Genomic DNA, 21,166 nt, shown 5'->3' with positions numbered 1-21,166 from the left:
GCAACGCCCCGCCACCGTCAGAAGTGACCCGCGCCCCCGGTCCCACCGGGGCCGAGGGGGCCACCCAGGGTGTCCTGGGCCCGCCACAGCCAGCCGTCGTCAGCCGTCCCGGTCCGCACCTTCCCGACCGGGCGGGCCCGTTCGCTGAACTCGCGGTGCCGCGGGCCGGGCAGCGCCAGCTCCCGCAGCACCCGGGCCCGCAGTCGTGACCACTCCTCGGCCAGCATCCGGTAGGTGACCCGGACGAAGCGGATGCCGAACGACCGCAGCAGGTCCTCGATGCGCTTCTCCTCCCACACGTCGGTCCGCTGGTCGGCTGGGCCCAGGTACTTCGAGCGTCCGTCGAACTCCACGGCCAGCGCCGCCTCGGGGTACCACCCGTCGACCACCTTGAGCAGCTCGCCGTCGAGCCAGATCTCGACCTGGGGGACGAAGGGCGGCAGTCCACCGGCCGCGAAGGCCAGTCGACCGCAGGTCTCGAGCCAGCTCTCCGCCCGGCCGTCCGCGAGCTCCAGGACCCGCCGCACCGCGGGTGTGCCGGCAACGGTGGCGTGTCGCTCGAGCGTCTCGACCAGCTCCTCGTGTGTGGTCAGCCCCCGGAGGAGCGCGGCGTCGGCGGCAGCCACGGCATCGACCTCCCGCCAGGTCCGGGCCACGTCCACCACCGTCCGGGCGGGGGTGGTGAGCAGGTAGGCGCCCCGGCGGGTCACCTCGTCCGGTGGCAGGGCTGCCCGGTGGAGCACCCAGTCGCGGCCCCGGCCACCCGCCCCGGCCGGGTCGACGAGGTGGACCCGGTCGACGGTGCCGTGGCGACGGGCCGAGCGGGGCAGGCCCCAGACCCAGGCGGCCGTGCCTGCGGCCAGCGGCGCCGCTCCGCCGCCGACGGCCGCGCTCACCGCCAGGGCCCGCAGTCCCGGCAGTCGACGGGTGCGCTCGACCTCGGCCAGGTCGGCGGCCGAGACGTAGGCGCCCCGCCGGACCTGGCGAAGCTCTCCCGCGCGGACAGCCGCCGCGATCTCCCGGTCGGTCACCCCGCGGGCCAGGAGGGCAGGGCGGGTGACGAGGCCCAACCGGTGGCGGGCGGTCTCCCGGGTGGTCAGCGGCAGCACGAGGGTCATGCCCCGACCGTGACCCGCGCCGCGGCCACCCGGGGTCCCGGGAACGGATCTGTGGACACCGCCGGCGGGTGTGGACGCCGGCGAGCGCGTCGGGCCTGGGTCTGCTCCCGGGGTCGGGGGCCGTTCTGCACGGTGGCGGACCGGTGCAATGGCCCGCCAGCGGGGGGAACCACCCGCCGGCTGTCCGTGCGGCAGGGGAGGATGGGGCGGTGAGGTCACCCACCGACGGCTGGACGCGCTGCTCGCTGGGCCACCGGCACTGGGGGCTGGCCGGGGCGGCCGGGCTGCTGGTGCACCGGCGGGGGGCCGACGGCGTGGAGCTGCTGCTGCAGCACCGGGTCGAGTGGAGCCACCACGGCGGCACCTGGGGCACCCCCGGCGGGGCGCTGCACCCGGACGAGTCCGCGGTGGACGGTGCGCTGCGCGAGGCGGGCGAGGAGCTGGGGCTGACGGCGTCGGCGCTGGTCCTGGGCGCGCAGAGCGTCGACGACCACGGCGGTTGGAGCTACACCACCGTGCTGGCCACCCCGGTCGGTGACCTGGAGCCGGCGGACCTGCGGCTCAACGACGAGAGCGTCGGGGTGGCCTGGCTGTCGCCCACCGACCTCGGGGTGCCGCTGCACCCGGGTCTGGCCGCCTCGCTCCCCACGCTGCTGCCGCTCCTGGGCTGACACGTCCGGGTGGACGTCGGCGCGGCTCGTCCTGTGCCGGAACGGGAGCGTGCAGGATCGTCGGGCACGGGTCACCCCTCGAACTGCGGAGTCCACCGGATGCGCCTGCCGCGCCTCGTCCTCGCGTCCCTCGCCGCCGCTCTCGTCGGTGCCGTCGCCCTCCCGGGGGTCGCGGCGGCCGCCCCGCCGCGGGGCACCTACGGGCTGCCCACGGGTGGGGGTGCCGCTGCCGGCAGCTACGACACCGCGGTGGTGGGCTTCCCCGGCATCGAGCGGTCGACGACCAGTGGGCTGGCGCCGACCACGCCGACGACGTCCGCCCTCTTCCTGAACGCGGCCACCCCGTTCGGGGCCGTCTTCGGCACGTCGGCCGGGCAGTCCTACCTCTCGGTCCGGACCGGTGCCCAGGCGACGACCACCGTCCTCACCCTCGCCTCCCCTGCACCGGCGGGCTCCTGGGGCTTCGCGCTCGGCGACGTCGACGCCGAGTCGTTCGTGGTCACCGGCACCGGTGTCGACCAGCAGCCCCTCACCGCGGCGGAGCTGGGGGTGCAGGCCGCGTTCTCCCTGTGTGGCGCAGACCCGGCCGACAGCACCGACCCGGGGGTGTGCCCCGGCCCGGAGGCCGGCAACGTCCCGGCGATCAGCTCGGCCGGGGGTGCCGTCACCGTCGCCGGGACCGCCGACAACGCCACGGGTCTGGACTCCGAGGGAGCGTCCGCCTGGTTCCGGCCGACCGCGGAGGTCACCTCCGTCACCCTCGTCTCCACCCGCCGGCCCACGGTCGGCACCACGCCCACCGCGCAGCTCTGGGTCGCCGCCCTGGCCGCGACCCTCTCCGGGACCGTCACCCCGCCACCGGCCACCCCCGAGGCCCCGGTCGCGGGCCTGACGGTGACCCTGGAGACCCCCGAGGGCGAGCCGCTGGTCGATCCAGCGACCGACGCTCCCGCCACGACGGTGACCGGTCCCGACGGCGCGTTCGACTTCCCCGCCGTCGTCGCCCAGCCGGTGGTGGTCGTCGTCGCTCCGCCGGCCGGGGTGGACGCCGCACCGACCACCGTGTCGGTCGACCTGTCCGACGGCGACGTCCTCGACGTGAGCGCCGCACTGCCGGTCGCGGCAGCGCCCCCGGTCACCCCGCCGACGACCCCACCCGCGACGCCGAGCGCGACGTCCTCCGCGCCGGTCGCCGTCCCCGTGGCCCCGGTCGCCGTCACCCCCGCCCGGCAGCTGGCCGCCACCGGCACCCCGGTCGGCCTGCTCGCCCTGGGCGGTGGCCTGCTGCTGGCGGCGGGGTCCGGCACGGTGCTGGTCAGCCGGGCCCGCGCCGGGCGATGATCCCGCGGTGACAGACCGACGGACCGCTGCCCGGGTCTTCCACACCGTGCTCGCGGTGCTGGTGACCGTCTCCGTGCTCACCGAGCTCGGCCGGGCGGTGACCGGCGCGAACGTGCTGGTGCCGACGAACGACCCGGGCACCGGGATGCGGGTGCTGCGGTTCTTCTCCTACTTCACGGTCCAGAGCAACCTGCTGCTGCTGGCCGCGGTGCTGCCGCTGACCCGGGACCCCGACCACGACGGCCGGGGTTGGCGGGTGCTCCGGCTGACCGCGCTGCTGGGCATCACGGTGACCGGGCTGGTCTACGTGTTCGTGCTGGGCCCGACGCTGGACCCGGTCGGGCTGGGGTGGTGGACCAACGCGGGGCTGCACTACGCCGCGCCGCTGCTCGCCGTCGTGGGCTGGCTGGCCTTCGGGCCGCGCCCGCGGGTCACCGGGCACACCGTGGGCTGGTCGATGGCCTGGCCGCTGGGCTGGATCGGCTACGCGCTGGCGCTGGGCGCGCTCACCGACTGGTACCCCTACCCGTTCATGGACGTCGTCGAGATCGGCTACCCGACCGCGCTGCGCAACCTGGCGTTCGTCGCGGTGCTGGCGATCGCCCTGCTGCTGCTGTTCCGGCTGGTCGACCGCCGGCTCCCGGCCACGGAGGTCAGCCCGGCACGACGGTGACCGCGGCCATCCGGTGGTCCCCGAGGGACAGCCGGGTGACGACGGGGTCGGTGCCCACCAGGCCGCCCAGGGACAGCAGGTGGTCGAACTGCACCTTGGGGTCCGGGGCCGGCCAGGTGCGCTCGCTGACCAGCCGGCGGCCACCGGTGACCACCGAGGACAGCGAGCCGCCGAGGTTGAGGTCGCCGGCGACGAGCACCGGGCCGGGCAGCGAGCGGGTCCAGCGGTGCACCCGGCGCAGCTGCCGGGCTGCCGAGGGGGCGGAGAAGGACAGGTGCGTGCCGACGACGGTCACCCCGTCGAGTTCGGCGGCGATCGCGGCGCGGGGCTCGTCGGGGAACCACCACAGCTTCCGGCCGCCGGTGCGCGGGTCCGGTGCCACCAGCGGCAGCTTGAGCGGGCCGGCCCGCAGACCCAGCACGTGCCAGCGGCGCACCGGCAGCCGGCTGAGCAGTGCCACCCCGTAGTGCGGTCCGGTGACGGCGTCGCCGGGCCCCTGGAGGACGCCGTCCAGCGCCGTCCAGGAGGCGAACGGGTCGGGCGTGCCGGCCAGGGTCGGGGCGAACCGCCAGTCGGTGGCCCCGACCGCCTCGGCCACCGCGGCGGGCTGGTGCACCCGGTGCGAACGCGCCTGCTCGACGTCGACCTCCTGGAGTGCCAGCACGTCGACGTCCAGGTCGGCGAGGGCGCCCGACAGGTCGTCGCGGGAGGCGGACCGGCCCGAGGAGTCGCGCCCGGAGGCCAGGTTCAGGGTGCCGACGCGCATGGGCCCACCCTGCGGGTTCTGGGTCGGGCGCGCGCGGGCTACGGTCGCCTGCGTGAGTGCACTCGAGGGCGTCTCCGAGACGTTCGACCCGGCCGCCTGGCAGACCGTCGAGGGCTTCGAGGGCCTGACCGACCTGACGTACCACCGGGCGGTGGACGCCGGCGTCGTGCGGGTGGCCTTCGACCGCCCCGAGGTCCGCAACGCCTTCCGGCCGCAGACCGTCGACCAGCTCCTGCAGGTCCTGGAGCACGCCCGGCTGGCCACCGACGTCGGCTGCGTCCTGCTCACCGGCAACGGCCCGAGCCCCAAGGACGGCGGCTGGGCCTTCTGCTCCGGCGGGGACCAGCGGGTGCGCGGCAAGTACGGCTACGAGGCCGGCGCCGGGGTGAGCGGGCGGCTGCACATCCTGGAGGTGCAGCGGCTGATCCGCTTCATGCCCAAGGTCGTCATCGCGGTGACCCCCGGTTGGGTGGCCGGCGGCGGGCACAGCCTGCACGTGGTCAGCGACCTGACCCTGGCCAGCGCCGAGCACGCCCGGTTCAAGCAGACCGACGCCGACGTCGGCAGCTTCGACGGCGGGTTCGGCTCGGCCTACCTGGCCCGCCAGGTCGGGCAGAAGTTCGCCCGGGAGATCTTCTTCCTCGGTGACGAGTACTCCGCGGCCGACGCGCACCGGATGGGCATGGTCAACGCCGTCGTCCCGCACGCCGAGCTCGAGGCCACCGCGCTGGACTGGGGCAGGCGGATCGTGGCCAAGAGCCCGACCGCGCAGCGGATGCTCAAGTACTCCTTCAACGCGATCGACGACGGGCTCGTCGGTCAGCAGCTGTTCGCCGGGGAGACCACCCGGCTGGCCTACATGGCCGAGGAGGCCGTCGAGGGGCGGGACTCCTTCCTGGAGAAGCGGCCGGCGGACTTCAGCCGGTTCCCCTGGCACGTCTGAGGAGGCGCACGTGATCGTCGAGGTGCTGGGCCCGGACGACGTCCGGGTGGTCGACGTGGACGACCTGACGAGGTTGCACCTCGCGCTGGGGGTGGTCGACGCCGCGGAGGCCGACGCCGCCCTGCGCGCGGCCGGTCTGGGCCGGCTCGACGGGCCGGACGACGCGGTGCTCGACACGGCCGCGCTGCGGGCCGCTGCGCAGCTGCCGGACACCGACCCGGGCTGGGTCGGCATGCTCCGCTACGCCGAGCAGCACGGCTGGCTCGTGGAGGACGGCGCCGGGATCCGGGTGCACGTGGAGTCCGCCGCCGGCTGAGGTGACTGGTTGAACACGTGACGACCTGTTTTCGTCACGCCGAGTGACACCAGGCTGACGGCGTAAGGGACACGCGGGATTGTCGGACGTCGGTCGTTGTGGTGACTCCACTCCTAGAGGCACCATGGGGTTGTGACGAGCACCAATGACGTTCCCGCACCGGCGCTGGTGCGTTCTCCGGGACGGCCCCTCAGCCCCGAGCTCAGCGACCAGCTGACCTCGGTGGCGGTCGACATCCTGGCCGATGAGGGGTGGGGCCGGCTCAACAGCGACCGGGTCGCCGCCCGTGCCCGGGCCGGCAAGGCCGGCATCTACCGGCGCTGGCCCACGATGGCGGCGCTGGCCCGGCACGCGGTCACCGGCTTCCAGCTCGTCCGCACCCCGGAGGACTCCGGCTCCGTCCGCGGCGACCTCACCGAGCTGCTCGGCCCCTGGACGCGCCCGCTGGACCGCGAGGAGCGCGCCGCGGCCAGCCTGGTCGGCGCCGCCCGGCACGACCCCGAGCTGCGTGCCGGACTCGACTCGGCGGTCGTCCAGCCGCTGGCCGCGGTGCTCACCGAGATCACCGACCGCTCGGCCGACCGGGGCGTCGTCGTCCCGGAGAACCGGCGCGCGCTGCTGGGCACGCTGGTCCAGGCCCTGTGGTGGGAGCGCTACACCGCCTTCGCGGTGCCGCTGACCGCCGGTGAGGTCGACGAGCTGGTGGCCGAGGTGCTGCTGCCCGTCGTCGAGCCGACAGCGGTGCTCTCGGCCTGAGCCCGGTCGTCGAGCACCTGCAGCCCGGCCGCGAGCGAGTCGAAGACCGCGGTGGTCGTGGCCGCGATGTCGGCGTCGGTGACGTCGGCCTGCTCGTCGAGGATGAGCCGCCGCTGGGCCACGATCAGCACCCGGGCGGCGCTGAGGAACTGGCCGGCGACCAGGTCGGCTGACAGCTGGAACCGGGGTGACTCGCCGACCGGGGACCCCCACGCCTCCAGGACGGCGCGGGCGAGGGTGCGCTCCGCCAGGCGGTAGAGCCGCATCTCCGCGATGCGCAGGTCCGCCGAGGCGCTCAGCACCTCGAGGTACCGGCGGCGGGCCAGGCGGGTGACCATTCCCGGGTAGGAGTTGATCTCCGCCGTCAGGAACCGGCGGAGCGCCGCGACCGGCCCGACGCCGTCGGGTCGCTCCCGCACCGCCTGGGCGGGCCGGTCCACCCACGGCGTGCGGTCGGCGAAGAACAGGTCTTCCTTCGTCGCGAAGTGGTTGAAGACGGTCTGCACGGCCACGTCGGCCCGCTCGGCGACGTCGGCGATGGTCACCGCGTCGAAGCCCCGTTCGGCGAACAGCAGGTGTGCGGCGTCGCGGATCTCGGTGCGCGTCAGTGCCTTCTTCCGCGCCCGCCGGTCGTTGCCCTCCTGCACGCAGGCAGCGTAGGCAGGGGTCGCGTCCGGGGGAAGCGCGTCAGCGGCGGGTCGTGACGCCCGTCCAGTCCCCGACGACGGCGGCCGACCAGGACCGGACCAGCGCGGGCAGGTCCACCACGTCGAGGTCGGCGGCGACGTCGGCGACCGTCGTCGTCCACTGCTCGGGCCGGACGGCGGGGGCCGCCGACCCGTCGCCCAGCAGCTGCCGCAGCCGGGCCAGTACCGCCGCGTCGTCCCCGAGCGGGTGCTGGGCGTCGTAGGTGGCCTCGGCCAGCTCCAGGACGCCGGCGGCCCGCAGGTCGCTGGGGGCCTCGTCGCGCAGGCCCCGGACCGTGACGTCGAAGAGCCGGGTGCAGGCGGGGGAGGCGCCCTCGTGCCGGACCTCGAGACCGGGGACCGCGGCCAGCACGGCGCCGCACCCGGGGCAGCGGGAGACCATGCCCGACGGTTCGGGCAGAGCCGGGGGAGCGGCGGCCGGGGACGGGTCAGACGGCACCCGGCGATCCTGCCGCACGCAGCGGCGGCCCGCCCGCCGCCGGGGGGAGACTGTGCGGCATGTCGCTGACCACCGGCCCCGGCCCGCTCGCGCACGCCAACCGCGGGCGGTTCAACGTCGACCTGTCCGCCGCCCCCGCCCACCTCCTCTACCTGCACGCGGTGCCGCAGCGGGTCCGCGGCGTCCTGGCCGGTCAGACCGTCGTGGACACCGAGCGGGCGGTGCTGCTGCACGAGAGCGCGCTGCTGCCCCAGTGGTACGTGCCGCGCGAGGACGTCCGGTTCGACCTGCTCACCCCGACCGCCACCAGCACGCACTGCCCGTTCAAGGGCGACGCCGTCTACTGGTCGCTGACCGTCGGCGACCGGGTGGTGGAGGACGCCGTCTGGGGCTACCCGGAGCCGCTGGACGCCGTCCCCGAGCTGGCCGGGCTCGTCGCCTTCTACTTCGGCAAGCTGGACGCCTGGTACGAGGAGGACGAGCTTGTCTTCGGCGGCCACCCGCGCGACCCCTTCCACCGGGTGGACACCCGGCGCAGCAGCCGCCCGGTCACCGTCACGGTGGGCGGCACCGTCGTCGCACGGACCGACCGGGCCGTCGCGCTGTACGAGACCGGCCTGCCCACCCGCTGGTACCTGCCCCGCGAGGCGGTCGACCCGGCGGCGCTGACGGCCTCGGACACCCGCAGCGAGTGCCCCTACAAGGGCGTGGCGAGCTACGCCCACCTCACCGTCGACGGCACCCGGCGGGAGGACCTGCTGTGGTCCTACGTCGCGGCGTTCCCCGAGGCCCAGGGTGCGGCCGGGTACTGGGGCGTGGACGACTCCGCCGAGGACGTCGAGGTGCTGGTCGGGTGAGAGCGCCCCTGCTGCTGGTCGGCGCGCTGCTGCTGGCCGGCTGCGGCAGCCCGCCCGCGGCCTCGACGATCAGCGCCGCCCTGCAGGACGACGGCGCCCCCGCCGCGCTGGCCGACTGCTTCGCCGCGGGCCTGCTGGACGCCGACGTCTCCGGCAGCACGCTGGACACGTTCGCCGAGCAGGGCGCGGTCGACGACGAGGGCGCCGACGTCGAGCTCGACGTCGACGACCTGCCCGTCGCCGACGCCCTGCTGGCCGACTGCGCGGAGCAGACCACCTCGGGTTGAGCCCACCGGCCCCTGGGCACCGCGGGGACCGTGCCCGCACCCGTGATCGCTGTCCTGGACGTCGACGGCACCCTCGTCGACTCGAACTACCACCACGCGCTGGGCTGGTACCGGGCGTTCCGCTCGGTGGGGAAGACCTTCCCGGTGTGGCGGCTGCACCGGCTGATCGGGATGGGCGGGGACCAGCTGGTGGCCGCGATCGGCGGGCAGGAGCTGGAGGACCGGGTCGGCGACGAGGTGCGGGACCGCTGGGCGGCCGAGGTGGAGCCTCTGCTGGGCGAGTTGTCCCCGCTGCCCGGTGCCCGGGACCTGCTGGTGGCGGTCCGCGACCGCGGCCACCGGCTGGTGCTCGCCAGCTCGGGCAAGCAGTCGCAGGTCGACGTCTACCTCGACCTGCTCGACGCCCGGGACCTCGCCGAGGACTGGACCACCAGCGACGACGTCGAGGCGTCCAAGCCCGCGCCGGACCTGCTGCAGACCGCGCTGCGCAAGCTGGGCGAGCCCGAGGACGCACCCGCCGTGCTGATCGGGGACTCGGTCTTCGACGTGCAGGCGGCGAAGCGGGCGGGCATGCCCGCCATCGCCGTTCGCTCCGGCGGCTTCGGGGACGACGAACTGCGCGAGGCCGGCGCCGTGGCCCTGTACGACACCCCGGGCGACCTGGCCGCCGACCTCGACGCCACCGCGCTCAGCTGACGGCGGCGAACCGCTCGACGTAGTCGGCCACGGTCACCATCGGCGGCCGCTGGTCGACCGCCACCGGGATGCTGGTGGGCACGAAGCCCTCGCCGTCGTGCGCGAACTGGGTGAGCAGCCCGCCCGGTGCCGAGCGGTGCCGGTTGCCGCGCTGGGAGCGGGCCAGCACGGTCGACAGGATCTGACCGGCCATCGCGCCGAGCGCCTCGTCGGTCTGGTGCGAGTGCACCCGGGTGCCGAGGTCGACCTGGGCCAGGCCGGGCAGGCCGCAGACCTGCAGCAGGTCGACCAGCAGACCCACCTCGACCCCGTACCCGGAGACGAAGGGCACCTGCTCCAGGGCGGAGCGCCGTCCGGCGTACTCCCCGCCCAGGGGCTGTACGAAGCCGGCGAGCTCGGGCCACAGCGCGTTGAGCAGCGGTCGCGCGGTGAGCTCGGTGACCCGGCCGCCGCCGGCCGCGCGCACCTCGCCGTCCACGGACAGCGGGCGGGTGTAGCAGCCCTTGACGTAGTCGACCCGCGGGTCGGTGAGCAGCGGGCCGAGCAGGCCCGGCACGTAGTGGCTGACGTCGTTGAGCAGGTCGGAGTCGACGAACACGATGAGGTCGCCGCTGGTGGCGGCCAGGGACTTCCACAGCGCCTCGCCCTTGCCGCGGCGCGACCCGTGGCCGGGCAGCACGTCGGCGGTGGCCACGACGTCGGCGCCGGCAGCCCGGGCGATCGCGGCGGTGTCGTCGGTGGAGTCGGAGTCCATCACCAGGACCTCGTCGACCAGCGGCACGTCCTCCACCCAGCGGGTGACCAGGTCGCGGACCAGCCCGCCGACCGTGGCCGCCTCGTTGCGCGCGGGGAGCACGACCGAGACCCGGTGGCCCCCGCGGCGCTTGGCCGCGAGCAGGGCGGGGACGTCGATCTCGGCCAGGGAGGTGGCCGAGGTGGTGCGGTGCTCGAACCAGGCGCGGGCGTCGGGTCTCATGCGCCCACTGTCAGACACCCCTGCCTCTCCTGTCGCGTCCGCAGGGGCGGGTTCACGCGATCTTCACGTCCGGCGCGGCGCGGGGCACACGCCCGTAACGGAGCCTGACCAGGCCGTTCCCGCCGTCCACCGGTCGTTCACCCGCCGGCCGCCTCCACCCTCGCGGCGGCGCGGGGGTCGGGGTGGCCCAGGTCGGTGAGCCAGCCGCGGAGGACCCGGTGCAGCGCCTCGGCGCCGACCACCTCCCCGGGCGGGGTGAAGGACGACGGGTACACCAGGAAGCCGTGCTGCTGCGGCCCGCCGAGCCCGCCGTGCGACCCCACGTGCGGCTCGAAGGGGGAGGCCTCGTCGGTCTCCGGGTCGTACCGGCTGTTGATCATCAGGTCGGCGCAGTGCGGGAAGGTCGAGGCCCGGGCGACCAGCGCCGCGGCGTGCTCGCCGTAGGGCTCCAGCGGGTCCTCGCCGACGATGACGCCGGAGTCCAGCCGGCGCAGTCCGTCGCGGCCGAGCACCACGGGGCCGAACTCGGCGGTCTGCACCAGCACGAAGCCCACCCCGGCGTGGTCGACGAGGCGGGGGAGCAGGTCGGGCCAGCGCTGCTCGATCTGCTCGATGGTGGCCCGGCCGGGCAGGTCGGTGAAGCTGACCAGCGCGGTGTGCCCGCTGACCACGCAGACCACCCCGGGGGCCACCCGCGCGGTCCGGCCGGGCTCGCCGGTGACGTCCCGGGGGCGGTGCTCGGCCGAGCCGGCCGTCTCCACCCGGGCGCGCAGCCGGCGGGCGATCGGACCGTCCCCGGTGGACACCTCGGCGAGCGCGGCGCCCACCTGCCAGCCCTCCGCGGGGCGGCGGCTGTCCGAGGGGCCGGCGAGCGGCTTGTGCCGGCCGCGGTGCCGGCGGGTCTGCGGCACACCGCCGCAGAGCCGGCCGACCAGCTCCTCGACGGTCTCGCCGAACCGGTCGGCGAACGCCTCGCCCTGGGTCTGGCCGTGGTCGGAGAGACAGACCAGGTGGTAGGGCCGGGGGGCGAGCTGGGTGGCCCGCCAGAGCCGGCCGATCTGCTGGTCGATGCTGCGGAGCACCTCGAGGGTGTCGAAGCGCTCGATCCCGGAGTGGTGCGCGACCTCGTCGTAGCCCAGGAAGTCGGCGTAGGCGACCGGGCGGCCGGCGACCATGTCCTCGATCAGCGCGGCGACGACGACGTCCCGGGCGATGACCGTCGTCCCCGGTCGGGCCAGCGGGTAGACGCCCCCGCGCCGCACCCGGGGGCGGACGTCGGCGCGACGCTGCTTGCCCGCCGCGCGCAGCTCGCGCCACACGTCGACCAGGGACACCGCCAGCGTGCGCAGGGTGTTCACCGGGTTGGCGAAGTAGGAGTAGTAGCCGGCGCCGAAGCGCGCGTCGGCAGCCCGCGAGCCCCGGGCGACCAGCTTGGGCAGTGCGCTCATGGTGAGCGAGACGTGGTCGGCGTCCCCGGTGAACAGGTTGCCGCGCCCGGCGCCGCCCCCGGACAGCAGCCCGGCCCCGTCGCTGTGCCGGGCCTCGACCAGCGCGGCGTCCCCCGGGTGGGAGACGGTGACCACCCGGTCGCGCTCCTTCTCGTACCAGCGGAAGGCGACGACGTCGAAGTTGTCGCCCTGCAGGATCCCGCAGACGCTGGCCCCGGTCTGCGAGCTCCAGTCGGTGTGCCAGGAGGTGAGCACGTGGCTGTCGGCGCGCAGCCACGCGGCGAGCGTGGGCATCGTGCCGTCCCGCACGGCGCGGCGGGCGATGGCGTGCCCTAGGCCGTCGATCTGCAGGAACAGCACGCCGGGGACGTCGTCCCGGGTGCCGTCGCCGGCCTTGCGCCGGGCCCGCCGGTGGAACAGCTCGTCCTCGTCCAGGGCCAGCGCGCTGCTGATCACCGCCGCCACCCCGGCCATCGCGACCGCGACGACCACCGAGGTCCGGAACGAGGTGACCTCGACCCCGGGGATGGCGTAGAAGACGCCCAGCACGCCGGCGCCGAGCACCAGGAACCCGCCCAGGCCCAGCGTCACGAACGCGAACGGCAGCGCGATGCGCATGAGCAGCGGCCAGACGACACCGGCCAGCACGCCCAGCAGCAACGCGGCGACCGGCGGCTGCCACCACGCGTCCATGGCGAAGCCGGTGAGCCAGCGGTCCAGGCCCCACAGCGCCAGGGTGGCGAGCAGCCAGACCAGCAGCACCCGGGCGGCGGCGCGGCCGGAGGTGAGCACCCGGCCGGGGGGACGGTGCGGGGCGCTCACTCGACCGGCTGCTTCCGCTTCCGGCGCCGGGAGGCCACCAGGTTGCCGACCAGCCCCACCATCAGCACCAGCCCGGTGGCCACCAGGGTGGCGATCAGCGGGTTGTCGAAGATGCCGCCGCTGACCACGCCGAGCAGGGCGTAGGCGACCGCCCACAGCAGGGCGGCGCCGAACGAGGCGGGGAGCAGCCGGCGCCAGGGGTAGGCCAGCGCGCCGGCGGCGACCAGCACCGGGATGCGGCCGGCGGGCAGCAGCCGGCCGGCGACGACGATCTGCCAGCCGTGCGCCCGGAACTGGGTGCGCACCTCCTCCAGCCGCGAGGCGTGCTGGCCGCGGGAGACCCAGCGGACCGCCGACGGGCCGCCGAACCGGGCGATGGAGAACGTCACGACGTCGCCGAGGAAGGCGGCCAGGGTGGCGAGCACCAGGACGAGGGCGATCTCCAGCCGGTCGGTGGTCATCGCGACCGCGGCCGCCACCGACAGCAGCGGCCCGGTGGGGACGACGGGCACGATCGAGCCGAGCAGGACGCCGCCGAACAGCACCGGGTAGCCCAGCGAGCTCCCGTCGGTCCACCCCGAGGCGAGCACGGTGACGCTCACGGGGCGGGCCAGGCGATCGGGGAGCCGGGGGCGGTGACGAGGACGGTGGTGTCCAGGCCGGCGGCGGCCACCGCGGCGGCGAAGTCGTGCGGGGGGTCGACGAGCAGCCGGCGCATGAGGGGACCCACGCGCGGAAGTGTCGTCGTCCCCACGGCTGCGAGGGTGCCCCAGTGCACCGGGACGGCGTGCCGCGGGTGCAGCAACGCGCAGGCCAGGGCCGCGCCGGCCGGGTCGAGGTGCCCCGGGCCCAGGGAGGTGCCCCAGCCCCAGACGGGCAGCAGGGCGAGGTCGATGGGCCCCAGGGAGGACATCTCGGGGAACACGTCGGTGTCGCCGGCGGCGTAGACCGTCGTCGTCCCGTCGGAGAGCAGGTGGCCCATCGCGAGGGCGTCCGGGCCGCGCTCGGAACGTGGGCCCCACCGGTGGCCGCTGTGGTGCGCGGGCACCCCGGTGACGGTCAGCGCGCCGTCGGTGAGCACCTCACCGGGCGCCAGCTCCTCGACCCGGGTGAACCCCTTGCCGCGCAGCCACGCCCCGGACCCGCGGGGGACGACGACGCGGGTGCCGCGGCCCAGCGTCCGCAGCGAGGGCAGGTGCAGGTGGTCGCCGTGCTGGTGGCTGATCAGCACGAGGTCCACGTCGGCCCACGCCGAGGGGTGGAGCCGGGGGACGACGCGGCGCAGCGGACCCACCCCGCCGGTGAGCAGCGGGTCGGTGAGCACCACCCGGTCGGCGAGCTCGAGACGGACGGTGGAGTGGCCCAGGAAGGTGGCCGCCGGTGTCCGCACGGGGTCAGTGAACAACAGAGGTGCAGGTCAGCGGCCACCGACGCTCGGGGCGCCCTCGGCCAGCAGGGCGCGGACCCCGCTGATGTCGACCAGCTGGGGGGTGGCCCGGCTGCGCACCATCCGCACGCCGGTCGCCAGGGCGGCGTCGCGCAGGGGGGTGGCCTCCACGCCGTGCACGATCGTGGTGATCCCGAAGGCGTCGGCGGTCGCGGTGATGGCCGCGAGCACCTGGAGGGCCCGGGTCTCGTCGCCCCGGGCGCCCAGGGCCGACAGGTCCACGCGGACGGAGTCCAGCGGGATGCGGGACAGGTGCTTGTAGAGCGTCTGGCCCATGCCGTAGTCGTCCAGGCAGATCCGCACGCCGTCGGCGTGCAGCACGTGCAGCGCCCGGGGCAGCGAGGCCGGCGCCGTGGCCAGGGCCTCCTCGGTGACGGCCACCGAGAGCCGGGGCGCGGGCAGGCCGGAGGTGGCCAGGGCCGTGCGGACGTCGGCGACCAGCAGCTCGGGCAGCACGTGCCCGGCGGGCAGGTCGACGGCGAGGGTCAGCTCGCCGACGAGCGACGCCGCCTCGGCCGTGGCGGTGGTGAGCAGCCAGTGCTGGAGGGCCGCGGACTGGCCCTGGCGGCCACCGGCGGCCCAGAGCTCGGCGGCCGGCAGGGTGCCGGCGGTGCGGTGGACCCAGACCGGGGCGGCGTGCACGGCCAGCACGGGGGACTCCGCGGAGCCGGCCAGGGTGTAGCGGAGCTGGACCTGGCCGTCGGCGAGCGCGGCGGCGACGTCGGAGTCGGTGGAGTGCGAGCCGCGGCCGTCGTCCCACACCCGGACGCAGCCCTTGCCGGCCTGCTTGGCCGCCCGCAGGGCCGCGTCGGCCTCCCGGAAGGCGAGCTGGCCCCCGCCGGGGTGCAGCTGGGCGACCCCCACGCTGGCGCCGACGGCGTAGGTGCCGGCCGCGGTGCGGTGCGGGTGGGCGAGCGCGTCGACCACCCGCTGGGCGGTGTCGCGGGCCTCGCGCAGGGTGCCCTCGACCAGGACGGCGAACTCGTCGCCCCCGAGCCGGGCGACGACGTCCTGCTCGCGGACGGCCGAGCGCAGCCGACGGGCCACCTCGACCAGCAGCTGGTCCCCGGCCTCGTGCCCGGCCTCGTCGTTGACCGCCTTGAACCCGTCGAGGTCCAGGACCAGCAGGCAGCGCTCGGCGCTGCCGTTGCCCATCTCCTGGAACAACAGGGCGCGGTTGGGCACCCGGGTGAGGTGGTCGGTGTAGGCCATCCGCTCGAGCTCGCGTTCGCGCCGGCGGCGGGTGGTGACGTCGCGCAGGTGCAGCACCCGGCGGTCGCTGCCGGGCCGGTCGTGGTGGGTGACCTCGAGGTCGGTGTGCCCGTCGTCGTCGGCCGGGACGCCGAAGTGCAGCACCGAGCCGCCCACGGCCAGCTCCTGCCCGACGCGCTCACGGTCGGCGGCGTCGACCAGGTCGAGCAGCGGGATCCCGGCACCCGGGTCGTCCAGACCGAGCAGGCTGCGCGCGGCCCGGGACGTGAACTGGAGGCGGAGGTCGCCGTCGACGATGACCACCCCGTCGGTGCTGGACTCCACGAGCTCGCGGAAGTCCTCCTCGGTCCGCACCAGGTCCGCCACCAGCCGCCCGCTGTCCCGCACCCGCAGGCTGGTGCGCACCAGCAGCAGGGCCACGACGGCGGCCACCCCCGCGAGGGCCACGGGCGAGGGCTGCTGGCCCCGGAGCACGGCGACGAGCAGCGCCAGCGGGAGGCCGAAGAGCGCCGCGACGGTGATGCCCAGGCCGATCGGGTTGATCCGGGGCGCCCGGGCACGGGGGCCCTGGTCGGCCGCGACCGTGCGCGGGGCCGCGGCGATGGCGAGGAGGAAGGCCTCCAGGGCCAGCAGGACGGCGCCGTCCCCGACCGCCTGCCAGAGCTGCAGCGGGTACAGCAGGGAGACCGCGAGCATCGAGGACGCCAGTGCGCTCAGGGCGATGCCGACCACCACGGCCGTGGCGGACTGGCGCAGCGCGCGGGTGGACACCGTGCACAGCGCTCCGCCGAGACCGACGGCGACGGCGGCGTAGCTGCCGTAGCCGACGGCCAGCGGGCCCAGGGCGCCCGCGCCCTCGGCGGTGAACACCAGCAGGTCGGTCACGACGAGCAGGGACAGCGTGACCAGCAGGCCGTCGACGAGCAGGGTCGGTCCGCGCGTGCTGCTCACCTGCCGGGCGAGCAGCACGCAGACCACCGGCGGGAGGCAGACGGCCAGGCCGAGCAGCAGGTCGCCGATGCCGACGCCACCGAACGCGGGCGCCAGGCCGCTGCCGGTGACCAGCCCGGACAGGGAGAAGAGCCCTCCGCAGACGAGCAGGAGCCGCCACGGGGTGCGGGCCCGGGAGTCCAGGCCGCGGGCGGCCCGGGCCGCCCGCAGGGTGGCGACCGCCGCGAGGAGGCCGAGGGCGAGGTTGTCCCACTGCCGGCCGGAGCCGTCCGGCGGGGACGACGGGAGCGCGAGGGTCAGCACGAGGCCCCCGACCACGAGCGCCACCACGCTGGAGCGCGGGACGGCGGTCACGACGGCAGACCCGTGGGGGCCACGGCGTTGCGGGCCACCCGGTCGGGGAGGTCGACGGCCTCCAGCGGCCGGGCCAGCAGGAAGCCCTGGACGAACCGGTGGCCCATGTCGCGCAGCAGCTGCAGCTCGGCCGGGGTCTCCACGCCCTCGACGACGACGTCCATGCCCAGGCTGCTGCCCAGGTGGAGCACCGAGCGGCACAGCGCCCGGCGCTGCCGGTCGTGCTCGATGTCGGCGAGGAACTGCCGGTCCATCTTGAGGACGTCGATGGGCAGCCCGACCAGGTAGGCCAGCGAGGACCACCCGGTGCCGAAGTCGTCCACCGCGATCCGCACCCCGAGCCGGTGCAGGGCGAGCAGCTCGTCGGCCACGTGCACGTCGTCCAGCACCACCGACTCGGTGAGCTCGAGGGTCAGCCGCGAGGCCGGGAGGCCGCTGTCCTCCAGGGCCGTGAGCACGTCGGTCAGCAGCTCCCCGGACCGGACGTGCCGGGCCGAGACGTTGACCGCGACGGCCACCGAGCTCGTCGGCAGCGCGGCCACGGTGCGGGTCGCGGCGCCGAGCACCCAGCGGCCCAGGGTGACGACGAGGGCGGACTCCTCGGCCAGCGGGACGAACTCGGCCGGGGACACCTCGCCCCAGGTCGGGTGCGACCAGCGCAGCAGGGCCTCGACCGAGACGGTGCGGTGCAGGGCGAGGTCCACGATCGGTTGGTAGACCAGCCGCAGCTCGTCGCGCTCCAGGGCCACCTCGAGGTCCCGGCGCAACGCGTCGCGGCGGTTCTGGGCGATGAGCAGGGCGACGCTGTGCCTGCGGACCCGCCCGGGTCCGGCCGCCCGGGCGCTGGTCAGCGCGGTGCCCGCGCGGCGGAGGACGTCACCGGCGTCGGCGTCGTCCTCGAGGGTGGCGATGCCGGCAGCCGCGGACAGCCGCAGCCCGCCGAGCGGGGTGTCCGGGTCGACGGAACCGGTGAGCCGGTGGGCGACGGCCTCGGCGTCGGTGACGGACCCGGCGACCAGGACGGAGAACTCGCCGGTCCCGGACCGCACGAGCCAGTCGTCCCCGCGCAGCAGTCGGGCGAACCGGGCGGTCAGCTCGACGAGGGCCGCCGGGTGGGGGCGCTCACCCAGGCCGCTGACGCCGATCTTGACCAGGGCGGTCGGGCGGCAGGGCCGGTCCCGGAGCAGGGTCGCCAGGCGCTGGACCAGCTCGGGGCGGGTGGGCAGTCCCGTGACCGGGTCGGTGGCCGTGACCAGGGCGACGTCGGCGCCGTCGGTCCCGCGACGGCCGCTCACGTCGCGGCAGTAGAGCACCAGGGCCCCGACGTCGGGGTCGGCCCGCAGGTCGCGGACCCGGGCCTGGATGAGCCGCCAGCTCCCGTCCCGGTGCTGCAGCCGGGCGGTGCGGGTGCGGCCCTCGGGTCCCTCGTCGCCGGCTGTCGAGCGGAGCCCGGCGAACAGACCGGGGGCGTCGTCGGGGTGGACGACCTCGGAGATGAGGTGCCCCACGGCCCGGTCGGCGTCCCGCCCGAGGAGGTCGGAGACCCCGCTGGACGCCCAGGCCACCCGGAGCTGGTCGTCCAGCACGACGACCGGGTCGACGCTGGAGCGGACGACGGTGCGGAAGTAGGCCTCGCTGCGCGTCAGGTCGGCGGTCAGGGCCCGGTGGTCCCGCCAGGCGACGGCCTGGTGCAGCACGAGCAGGGCGAGCCCGACCACACCGAGGACGACGCCGACCCGGCTGAGCTCGCCGGTGACCAGCACGCTCACCAGCAGCAGGGTCCCCCCGACCAGGGCGGTCGCGTGCGGGAGGAGCGCTCCGACCGGGGACAGCAGGACGTCGGCGGGCACGGTCGGTGCGGGGGAGCGGTCGGCGAGCGCGGCCACGGCCAGCAGGCCGAAGCCCAGCACCCCCACGGCGCACGCCACCGCCGGGGGGTCCGTCGCGGTGGGGTCGACGAACTCGCGGAGGGCGCCGATCGAGCTGGAGAGGGCGTTGGCGAGCTGGGCGGCGAGGACCACGAGGGCGACCCGGCGCAGCGGCCCGGTGCTGCTGGTGGTCAGCAGCAGGCTGACGCCGGTGGTGAGGGCGACGACGATGCCCAGCGCGTAGAGCGTGGCTCCGTCGGTGGTGCCGGCGTCGAGGTCGCCGCCGTGGAAGAGGACGAAGACGGTCAGCAGGCACAGCAGGCAGGCGACGACGAACAGCGACAGCGAGCTGGCGAGCTGCAGGGGCAGTCCGCGCCAGGTCGCCCCGGGGATGAGCAGGGCCACCGGGACCAGGGCCAGCAGCATGCCCGGGAGCGCGCCGGCGGTCGGCGGGACGGCGTCGCCGAAGACCACCTGGACGAGCCCGGAGCCCAGGGTGGTGGCCAGCGTGGCCGCGGCGTACCAGCGCCACACCGCCGGGTGGCCGCTGCGCCCGGCCAGCCGCAGGCAGGCGACGGCGGAGGCGACCAGGCCGCCGAACGTGAGGGTGACGAGCGCCGCCGTGCCCGTCGCGCCGGGCAGCCGGCCGGCGGCCAGGGTGGCTGCTGCGGCCAGGAGGACGAGACACGTCGCCCGTCGGAGACGACCGTCGGAGGGGGACCCGGTGGTCGCCACGGAGGCGCGGGGTCCAGTGGTCACGGGCAGATCTTCGGGACCGGGAGGCTCCAGGTGGAGCCCCCCGCGTGGTTGTCACCCGAAGGGGGAGCGCTCCGTGACCAGATAGTTACGCGCCGTCCACCGAATGACTGGCTGAACCCCACGCGTCACACTAGGTTCCAGTGACCCGCACCACTGGTGCGGCCATACCCCCGAGGAGGGGTCGATGTTCATCCTGTGGATCACACTGGCGTGGTCTGTGGTGGCGTGCGCGGCCGGCCTGTGGATCGGTGCGTCGATGCACCTCGCCGAGCTCGCCGACGAGGTCCGCTTCGACGTGGACGAGCTGTTGCGCCGGGAGTTCGCGCCCAGCTGACGCAGGTCAGCCGGTGGTGCTGGCCGCGGACGTCGTGGCCTGCGCCGACGGGCTGGTCGTCGTCTCCGACGTGGCCGTCGTCGCCGTGGCGGTCGCGGTCGGCTCGGTGGACGCGGTCGGGTCCGGCGTCGGCTCCGTGCTCGATGCGGGGGTCGTCGTCTCCGTGGGGACGGACGCGGTCGGGGCGGTGACCTCGTCGACCACCGGCGGGACGACGCCCGGGTCGACGGCCTGCGCCGTCGCCGTGGCCGTGGCCGGGGTGGTGGGGACGGGCGCGACGGAGGTGGCGGCGGTCGTCGCCGACGCCGGTTCGGCGCGGGTGGTCGCGCTGTCCACGACGGGGGTGGCCGGGTCGCTCATGGCCCCGTGGGCCAGCACCGCCAGCGGGACGGCGGCGAAGCTGAGCGTCCAGACGGCGAGGGCGACCGGGAGCCACTGCTTCTGGGGTGGCCGGGCGGGCGCCCGACGGCGGGAGCCGTGCCCCGCCGCTCGATGACCACCCACCGTGTCGCTCCCCGTGTCCGCCTGATGACTGCAGGCACGGACGCTAGTCACCTCAGGCCGTGACGGACCAGTCCCACCGGCGTGTCCCCGAGCGACGCGCCCGCCGTCCGGGCGGGATCACGTGGTGGGGGTCGTCGTGCAGTCCGTCGTGCAGCTGGGTGTCGTCGTCGTGGACTCCGACGTCGGGGCGCTGCTCTCCGCCGTGCTCGAGGCGGACGAGGTCGAGGTCTCCACCGGGGTGCTCGTGACGACCGGGGCGTCCGGGGTGACCGGCGCGGGCGGGCGGGGCGGGGTGGTGGTGCGCACGACCGGGGTGCTCCTGGGCGCCGACGTGGTCCGCGCCGTGGTGGGCGGGCTCCCGGCCCCGGCGGTGCCCGGGGTGCCCGGCGTGAGGTCGATGGTGGGGATCGCGGGCATCGGCAGCTCGGCGGTGGTGGTGGCCGCCGGGGTGGTGGCGACGACGGCCTCGGTGCCCGCCGCGTCGTCCGTGCCGGTGGTCGGTGCCGGGTTGCTCGCGAACCCGGTCGTCAGGACGACGGCGGCCACGACGGCGGCGACGGTGACCCCGACGCCGGCCGGGATCCACCGGCGGTGCGAGGGGCGGTGGACCAGCACGCGACCGCCGGGGAGGTCGCCGTCGGGCTCGTCGACGGCAGCGTGCCGGCCGGTCTCGGTGAGCACGGGCGCCGGGGTGACGGTGGTGTCCTCGGAGAGGTCGGCGTGCCGGCCGGAGTCGGACAGCCGGTCCGCGGGCGGGAGCCCGACCGGGCCCGGCGCGGGTGCGGCGGCGTGCCTGCTGGCCTTCGGGGGGACGGGAGGGAGGCTGCCTCGTCGCACGGGCTGGTCGTCCATGGTGGGTCCCCCTCGGTGCCGCCGCCGGTCACTCTCCGGCGCACCTGATCGTGACACTCCGGAGGTGGT

General features: G+C 75.8%; 22 protein-coding genes. 11 read left to right on the top strand and 11 right to left on the bottom strand.

Translation table 11 applies throughout. The features are described from left to right. Positions 1-17: 17 nt before the first annotated feature. On the bottom strand, positions 18-1,118 hold the full coding sequence (locus tag ASG36_RS07325) for a type IV toxin-antitoxin system AbiEi family antitoxin domain-containing protein (protein WP_055761338.1): 1,101 nt from the start codon (positions 1,116-1,118) through the stop codon (positions 18-20). 209 nt (positions 1,119-1,327) lie between these two features. Here ASG36_RS07325 and ASG36_RS07320 point away from each other — a divergent pair, with 209 nt between their 5' ends. The 3 genes from ASG36_RS07320 to ASG36_RS07310 all read left to right on the top strand — a co-directional run bounded on the left by ASG36_RS07320 (position 1,328) and on the right by ASG36_RS07310 (position 3,803). Continuing rightward, entirely contained in the window at positions 1,328-1,789 is a 462-nt protein-coding gene (locus ASG36_RS07320) for an NUDIX domain-containing protein (protein ID WP_055761335.1), read from the top strand. Positions 1,790-1,888: 99 nt separating this feature from the next. After that, positions 1,889-3,130 (top strand): hypothetical protein, encoded by a 1,242-nt coding sequence (locus tag ASG36_RS07315; protein WP_055761333.1) that lies wholly within the window; start codon positions 1,889-1,891, stop codon positions 3,128-3,130. Positions 3,131-3,137: 7 nt separating this feature from the next. Next, positions 3,138-3,803: a Pr6Pr family membrane protein gene (locus tag ASG36_RS07310; RefSeq protein ID WP_055761331.1), complete on the top strand. Its 666-nt coding sequence runs from the start codon at positions 3,138-3,140 to the stop codon at positions 3,801-3,803. Here ASG36_RS07310 and ASG36_RS07305 read toward each other — a convergent pair. Further along, positions 3,784-4,569 (bottom strand): endonuclease/exonuclease/phosphatase family protein, encoded by a 786-nt coding sequence (locus ASG36_RS07305; RefSeq protein ID WP_055761328.1) that lies wholly within the window; start codon positions 4,567-4,569, stop codon positions 3,784-3,786. The genes ASG36_RS07310 and ASG36_RS07305 overlap by 20 nt on opposite strands. A 52-nt stretch (positions 4,570-4,621) precedes the next feature. On the opposite strand from ASG36_RS07305, the gene ASG36_RS07300 reads away from it, so the two are divergent. The 3 genes from ASG36_RS07300 (at position 4,622) to ASG36_RS21450 (ending at position 6,584) form a co-directional block, all read left to right on the top strand. Continuing rightward, on the top strand, positions 4,622-5,512 hold the full coding sequence (locus tag ASG36_RS07300) for a 1,4-dihydroxy-2-naphthoyl-CoA synthase (protein ID WP_055761325.1): 891 nt from the start codon (positions 4,622-4,624) through the stop codon (positions 5,510-5,512). 10 nt (positions 5,513-5,522) lie between these two features. Next, positions 5,523-5,828: a hypothetical protein gene (locus tag ASG36_RS07295; protein ID WP_055761322.1), complete on the top strand. Its 306-nt coding sequence runs from the start codon at positions 5,523-5,525 to the stop codon at positions 5,826-5,828. Positions 5,829-5,960: 132 nt separating this feature from the next. Then, positions 5,961-6,584: a TetR-like C-terminal domain-containing protein gene (locus tag ASG36_RS21450; protein WP_235494673.1), complete on the top strand. Its 624-nt coding sequence runs from the start codon at positions 5,961-5,963 to the stop codon at positions 6,582-6,584. Here the strand turns inward: ASG36_RS21450 and ASG36_RS21840 are convergent. Continuing rightward, positions 6,482-7,231 (bottom strand): TetR/AcrR family transcriptional regulator, encoded by a 750-nt coding sequence (locus ASG36_RS21840; RefSeq protein WP_055761316.1) that lies wholly within the window; start codon positions 7,229-7,231, stop codon positions 6,482-6,484. The genes ASG36_RS21450 and ASG36_RS21840 overlap by 103 nt on opposite strands. Positions 7,232-7,271: 40 nt before the next feature. Continuing rightward, entirely contained in the window at positions 7,272-7,730 is a 459-nt protein-coding gene (locus ASG36_RS21835; protein ID WP_157498620.1) for a DUF5946 family protein, read from the bottom strand. A 59-nt stretch (positions 7,731-7,789) separates the two neighbouring features. Here ASG36_RS21835 and ASG36_RS07275 point away from each other — a divergent pair, with 59 nt between their 5' ends. The 3 genes from ASG36_RS07275 to ASG36_RS07265 are packed head-to-tail and all read left to right on the top strand — an operon-like array spanning position 7,790 to position 9,570. Then, on the top strand, positions 7,790-8,587 hold the full coding sequence (locus ASG36_RS07275) for a DUF427 domain-containing protein (RefSeq protein WP_055761310.1): 798 nt from the start codon (positions 7,790-7,792) through the stop codon (positions 8,585-8,587). Next, on the top strand, positions 8,584-8,874 hold the full coding sequence (locus tag ASG36_RS07270) for a hypothetical protein (RefSeq protein ID WP_055761307.1): 291 nt from the start codon (positions 8,584-8,586) through the stop codon (positions 8,872-8,874). Before ASG36_RS07275 ends, ASG36_RS07270 begins: the two co-directional genes overlap by 4 nt. Positions 8,875-8,904: 30 nt before the next feature. After that, positions 8,905-9,570: an HAD family hydrolase gene (locus ASG36_RS07265; RefSeq protein ID WP_055761304.1), complete on the top strand. Its 666-nt coding sequence runs from the start codon at positions 8,905-8,907 to the stop codon at positions 9,568-9,570. Here ASG36_RS07265 and ASG36_RS07260 read toward each other — a convergent pair. The 6 genes from ASG36_RS07260 to ASG36_RS07235 form a co-directional block, all read right to left on the bottom strand. Continuing rightward, positions 9,563-10,546 carry a glucosyl-3-phosphoglycerate synthase gene (locus tag ASG36_RS07260; RefSeq protein ID WP_055761300.1) on the bottom strand — a complete coding sequence of 328 codons (984 nt, stop codon included), beginning with the start codon at positions 10,544-10,546 and terminating at the stop codon, positions 9,563-9,565. The genes ASG36_RS07265 and ASG36_RS07260 overlap by 8 nt on opposite strands. Before the next feature lie 137 nt (positions 10,547-10,683). Beyond that, positions 10,684-12,816: a phage holin family protein gene (locus ASG36_RS07255; RefSeq protein ID WP_055761297.1), complete on the bottom strand. Its 2,133-nt coding sequence runs from the start codon at positions 12,814-12,816 to the stop codon at positions 10,684-10,686. Beyond that, positions 12,813-13,418, bottom strand: a complete 606-nt coding sequence (locus ASG36_RS07250) for a DedA family protein (protein ID WP_055761295.1) — start codon at positions 13,416-13,418, stop codon at positions 12,813-12,815. Before ASG36_RS07250 ends, ASG36_RS07255 begins: the two co-directional genes overlap by 4 nt. Beyond that, on the bottom strand, positions 13,415-14,206 hold the full coding sequence (locus tag ASG36_RS07245; protein WP_055761292.1) for an MBL fold metallo-hydrolase: 792 nt from the start codon (positions 14,204-14,206) through the stop codon (positions 13,415-13,417). Before ASG36_RS07245 ends, ASG36_RS07250 begins: the two co-directional genes overlap by 4 nt. A 27-nt stretch (positions 14,207-14,233) precedes the next feature. Further along, positions 14,234-16,780 carry a diguanylate cyclase domain-containing protein gene (locus ASG36_RS07240; protein ID WP_055761288.1) on the bottom strand — a complete coding sequence of 849 codons (2,547 nt, stop codon included), beginning with the start codon at positions 16,778-16,780 and terminating at the stop codon, positions 14,234-14,236. Beyond that, positions 16,777-19,407, bottom strand: a complete 2,631-nt coding sequence (locus ASG36_RS07235) for a bifunctional diguanylate cyclase/phosphodiesterase (protein WP_157498618.1) — start codon at positions 19,405-19,407, stop codon at positions 16,777-16,779. The genes ASG36_RS07240 and ASG36_RS07235 overlap by 4 nt, the downstream gene beginning before the upstream one ends. A 184-nt stretch (positions 19,408-19,591) precedes the next feature. Here ASG36_RS07235 and ASG36_RS21830 point away from each other — a divergent pair, with 184 nt between their 5' ends. Both ASG36_RS21830 and ASG36_RS21825 read left to right on the top strand, forming a co-directional pair. Next, on the top strand, positions 19,592-19,741 hold the full coding sequence (locus ASG36_RS21830) for a hypothetical protein (RefSeq protein WP_157498616.1): 150 nt from the start codon (positions 19,592-19,594) through the stop codon (positions 19,739-19,741). A gap of 13 nt (positions 19,742-19,754) precedes the next feature. Next, the gene (locus tag ASG36_RS21825) at positions 19,755-20,237 is read left to right on the top strand and encodes a hypothetical protein (protein ID WP_055761283.1); all 483 of its coding nucleotides are present in this window, start codon (positions 19,755-19,757) and stop codon (positions 20,235-20,237) included. Positions 20,238-20,362: 125 nt separating this feature from the next. Here the strand turns inward: ASG36_RS21825 and ASG36_RS07225 are convergent, their stop codons facing one another. Next, positions 20,363-21,097 (bottom strand): hypothetical protein, encoded by a 735-nt coding sequence (locus ASG36_RS07225; protein ID WP_055761281.1) that lies wholly within the window; start codon positions 21,095-21,097, stop codon positions 20,363-20,365. Positions 21,098-21,166 lie beyond the last annotated feature (69 nt).

The sequence above is a fragment of the Geodermatophilus sp. Leaf369 genome (genome assembly GCF_001424455.1).
GTDB lineage: Bacteria > Actinomycetota > Actinomycetes > Mycobacteriales > Geodermatophilaceae > Klenkia.
The sequence above is the reverse complement of the archived record's forward strand: the minus strand, read 5'-3'. Positions and strand labels throughout refer to the sequence as shown.

Coding starts and splice junctions, on each gene's coding strand:
- ASG36_RS07325 (WP_055761338.1), bottom strand. CDS start 1,118: ATGACCCTCGTGCTGCCGCTGACCACCCGGGAGACCGCCCGCCACCGG.
- ASG36_RS07315 (WP_055761333.1), top strand. CDS start 1,889: ATGCGCCTGCCGCGCCTCGTCCTCGCGTCCCTCGCCGCCGCTCTCGTC.
- ASG36_RS07305 (WP_055761328.1), bottom strand. CDS start 4,569: ATGCGCGTCGGCACCCTGAACCTGGCCTCCGGGCGCGACTCCTCGGGC.
- ASG36_RS07275 (WP_055761310.1), top strand. CDS start 7,790: ATGTCGCTGACCACCGGCCCCGGCCCGCTCGCGCACGCCAACCGCGGG.
- ASG36_RS07260 (WP_055761300.1), bottom strand. CDS start 10,546: ATGAGACCCGACGCCCGCGCCTGGTTCGAGCACCGCACCACCTCGGCC.
- ASG36_RS21830 (WP_157498616.1), top strand. CDS start 19,592: ATGTTCATCCTGTGGATCACACTGGCGTGGTCTGTGGTGGCGTGCGCG.
- ASG36_RS07225 (WP_055761281.1), bottom strand. CDS start 21,097: ATGGACGACCAGCCCGTGCGACGAGGCAGCCTCCCTCCCGTCCCCCCG.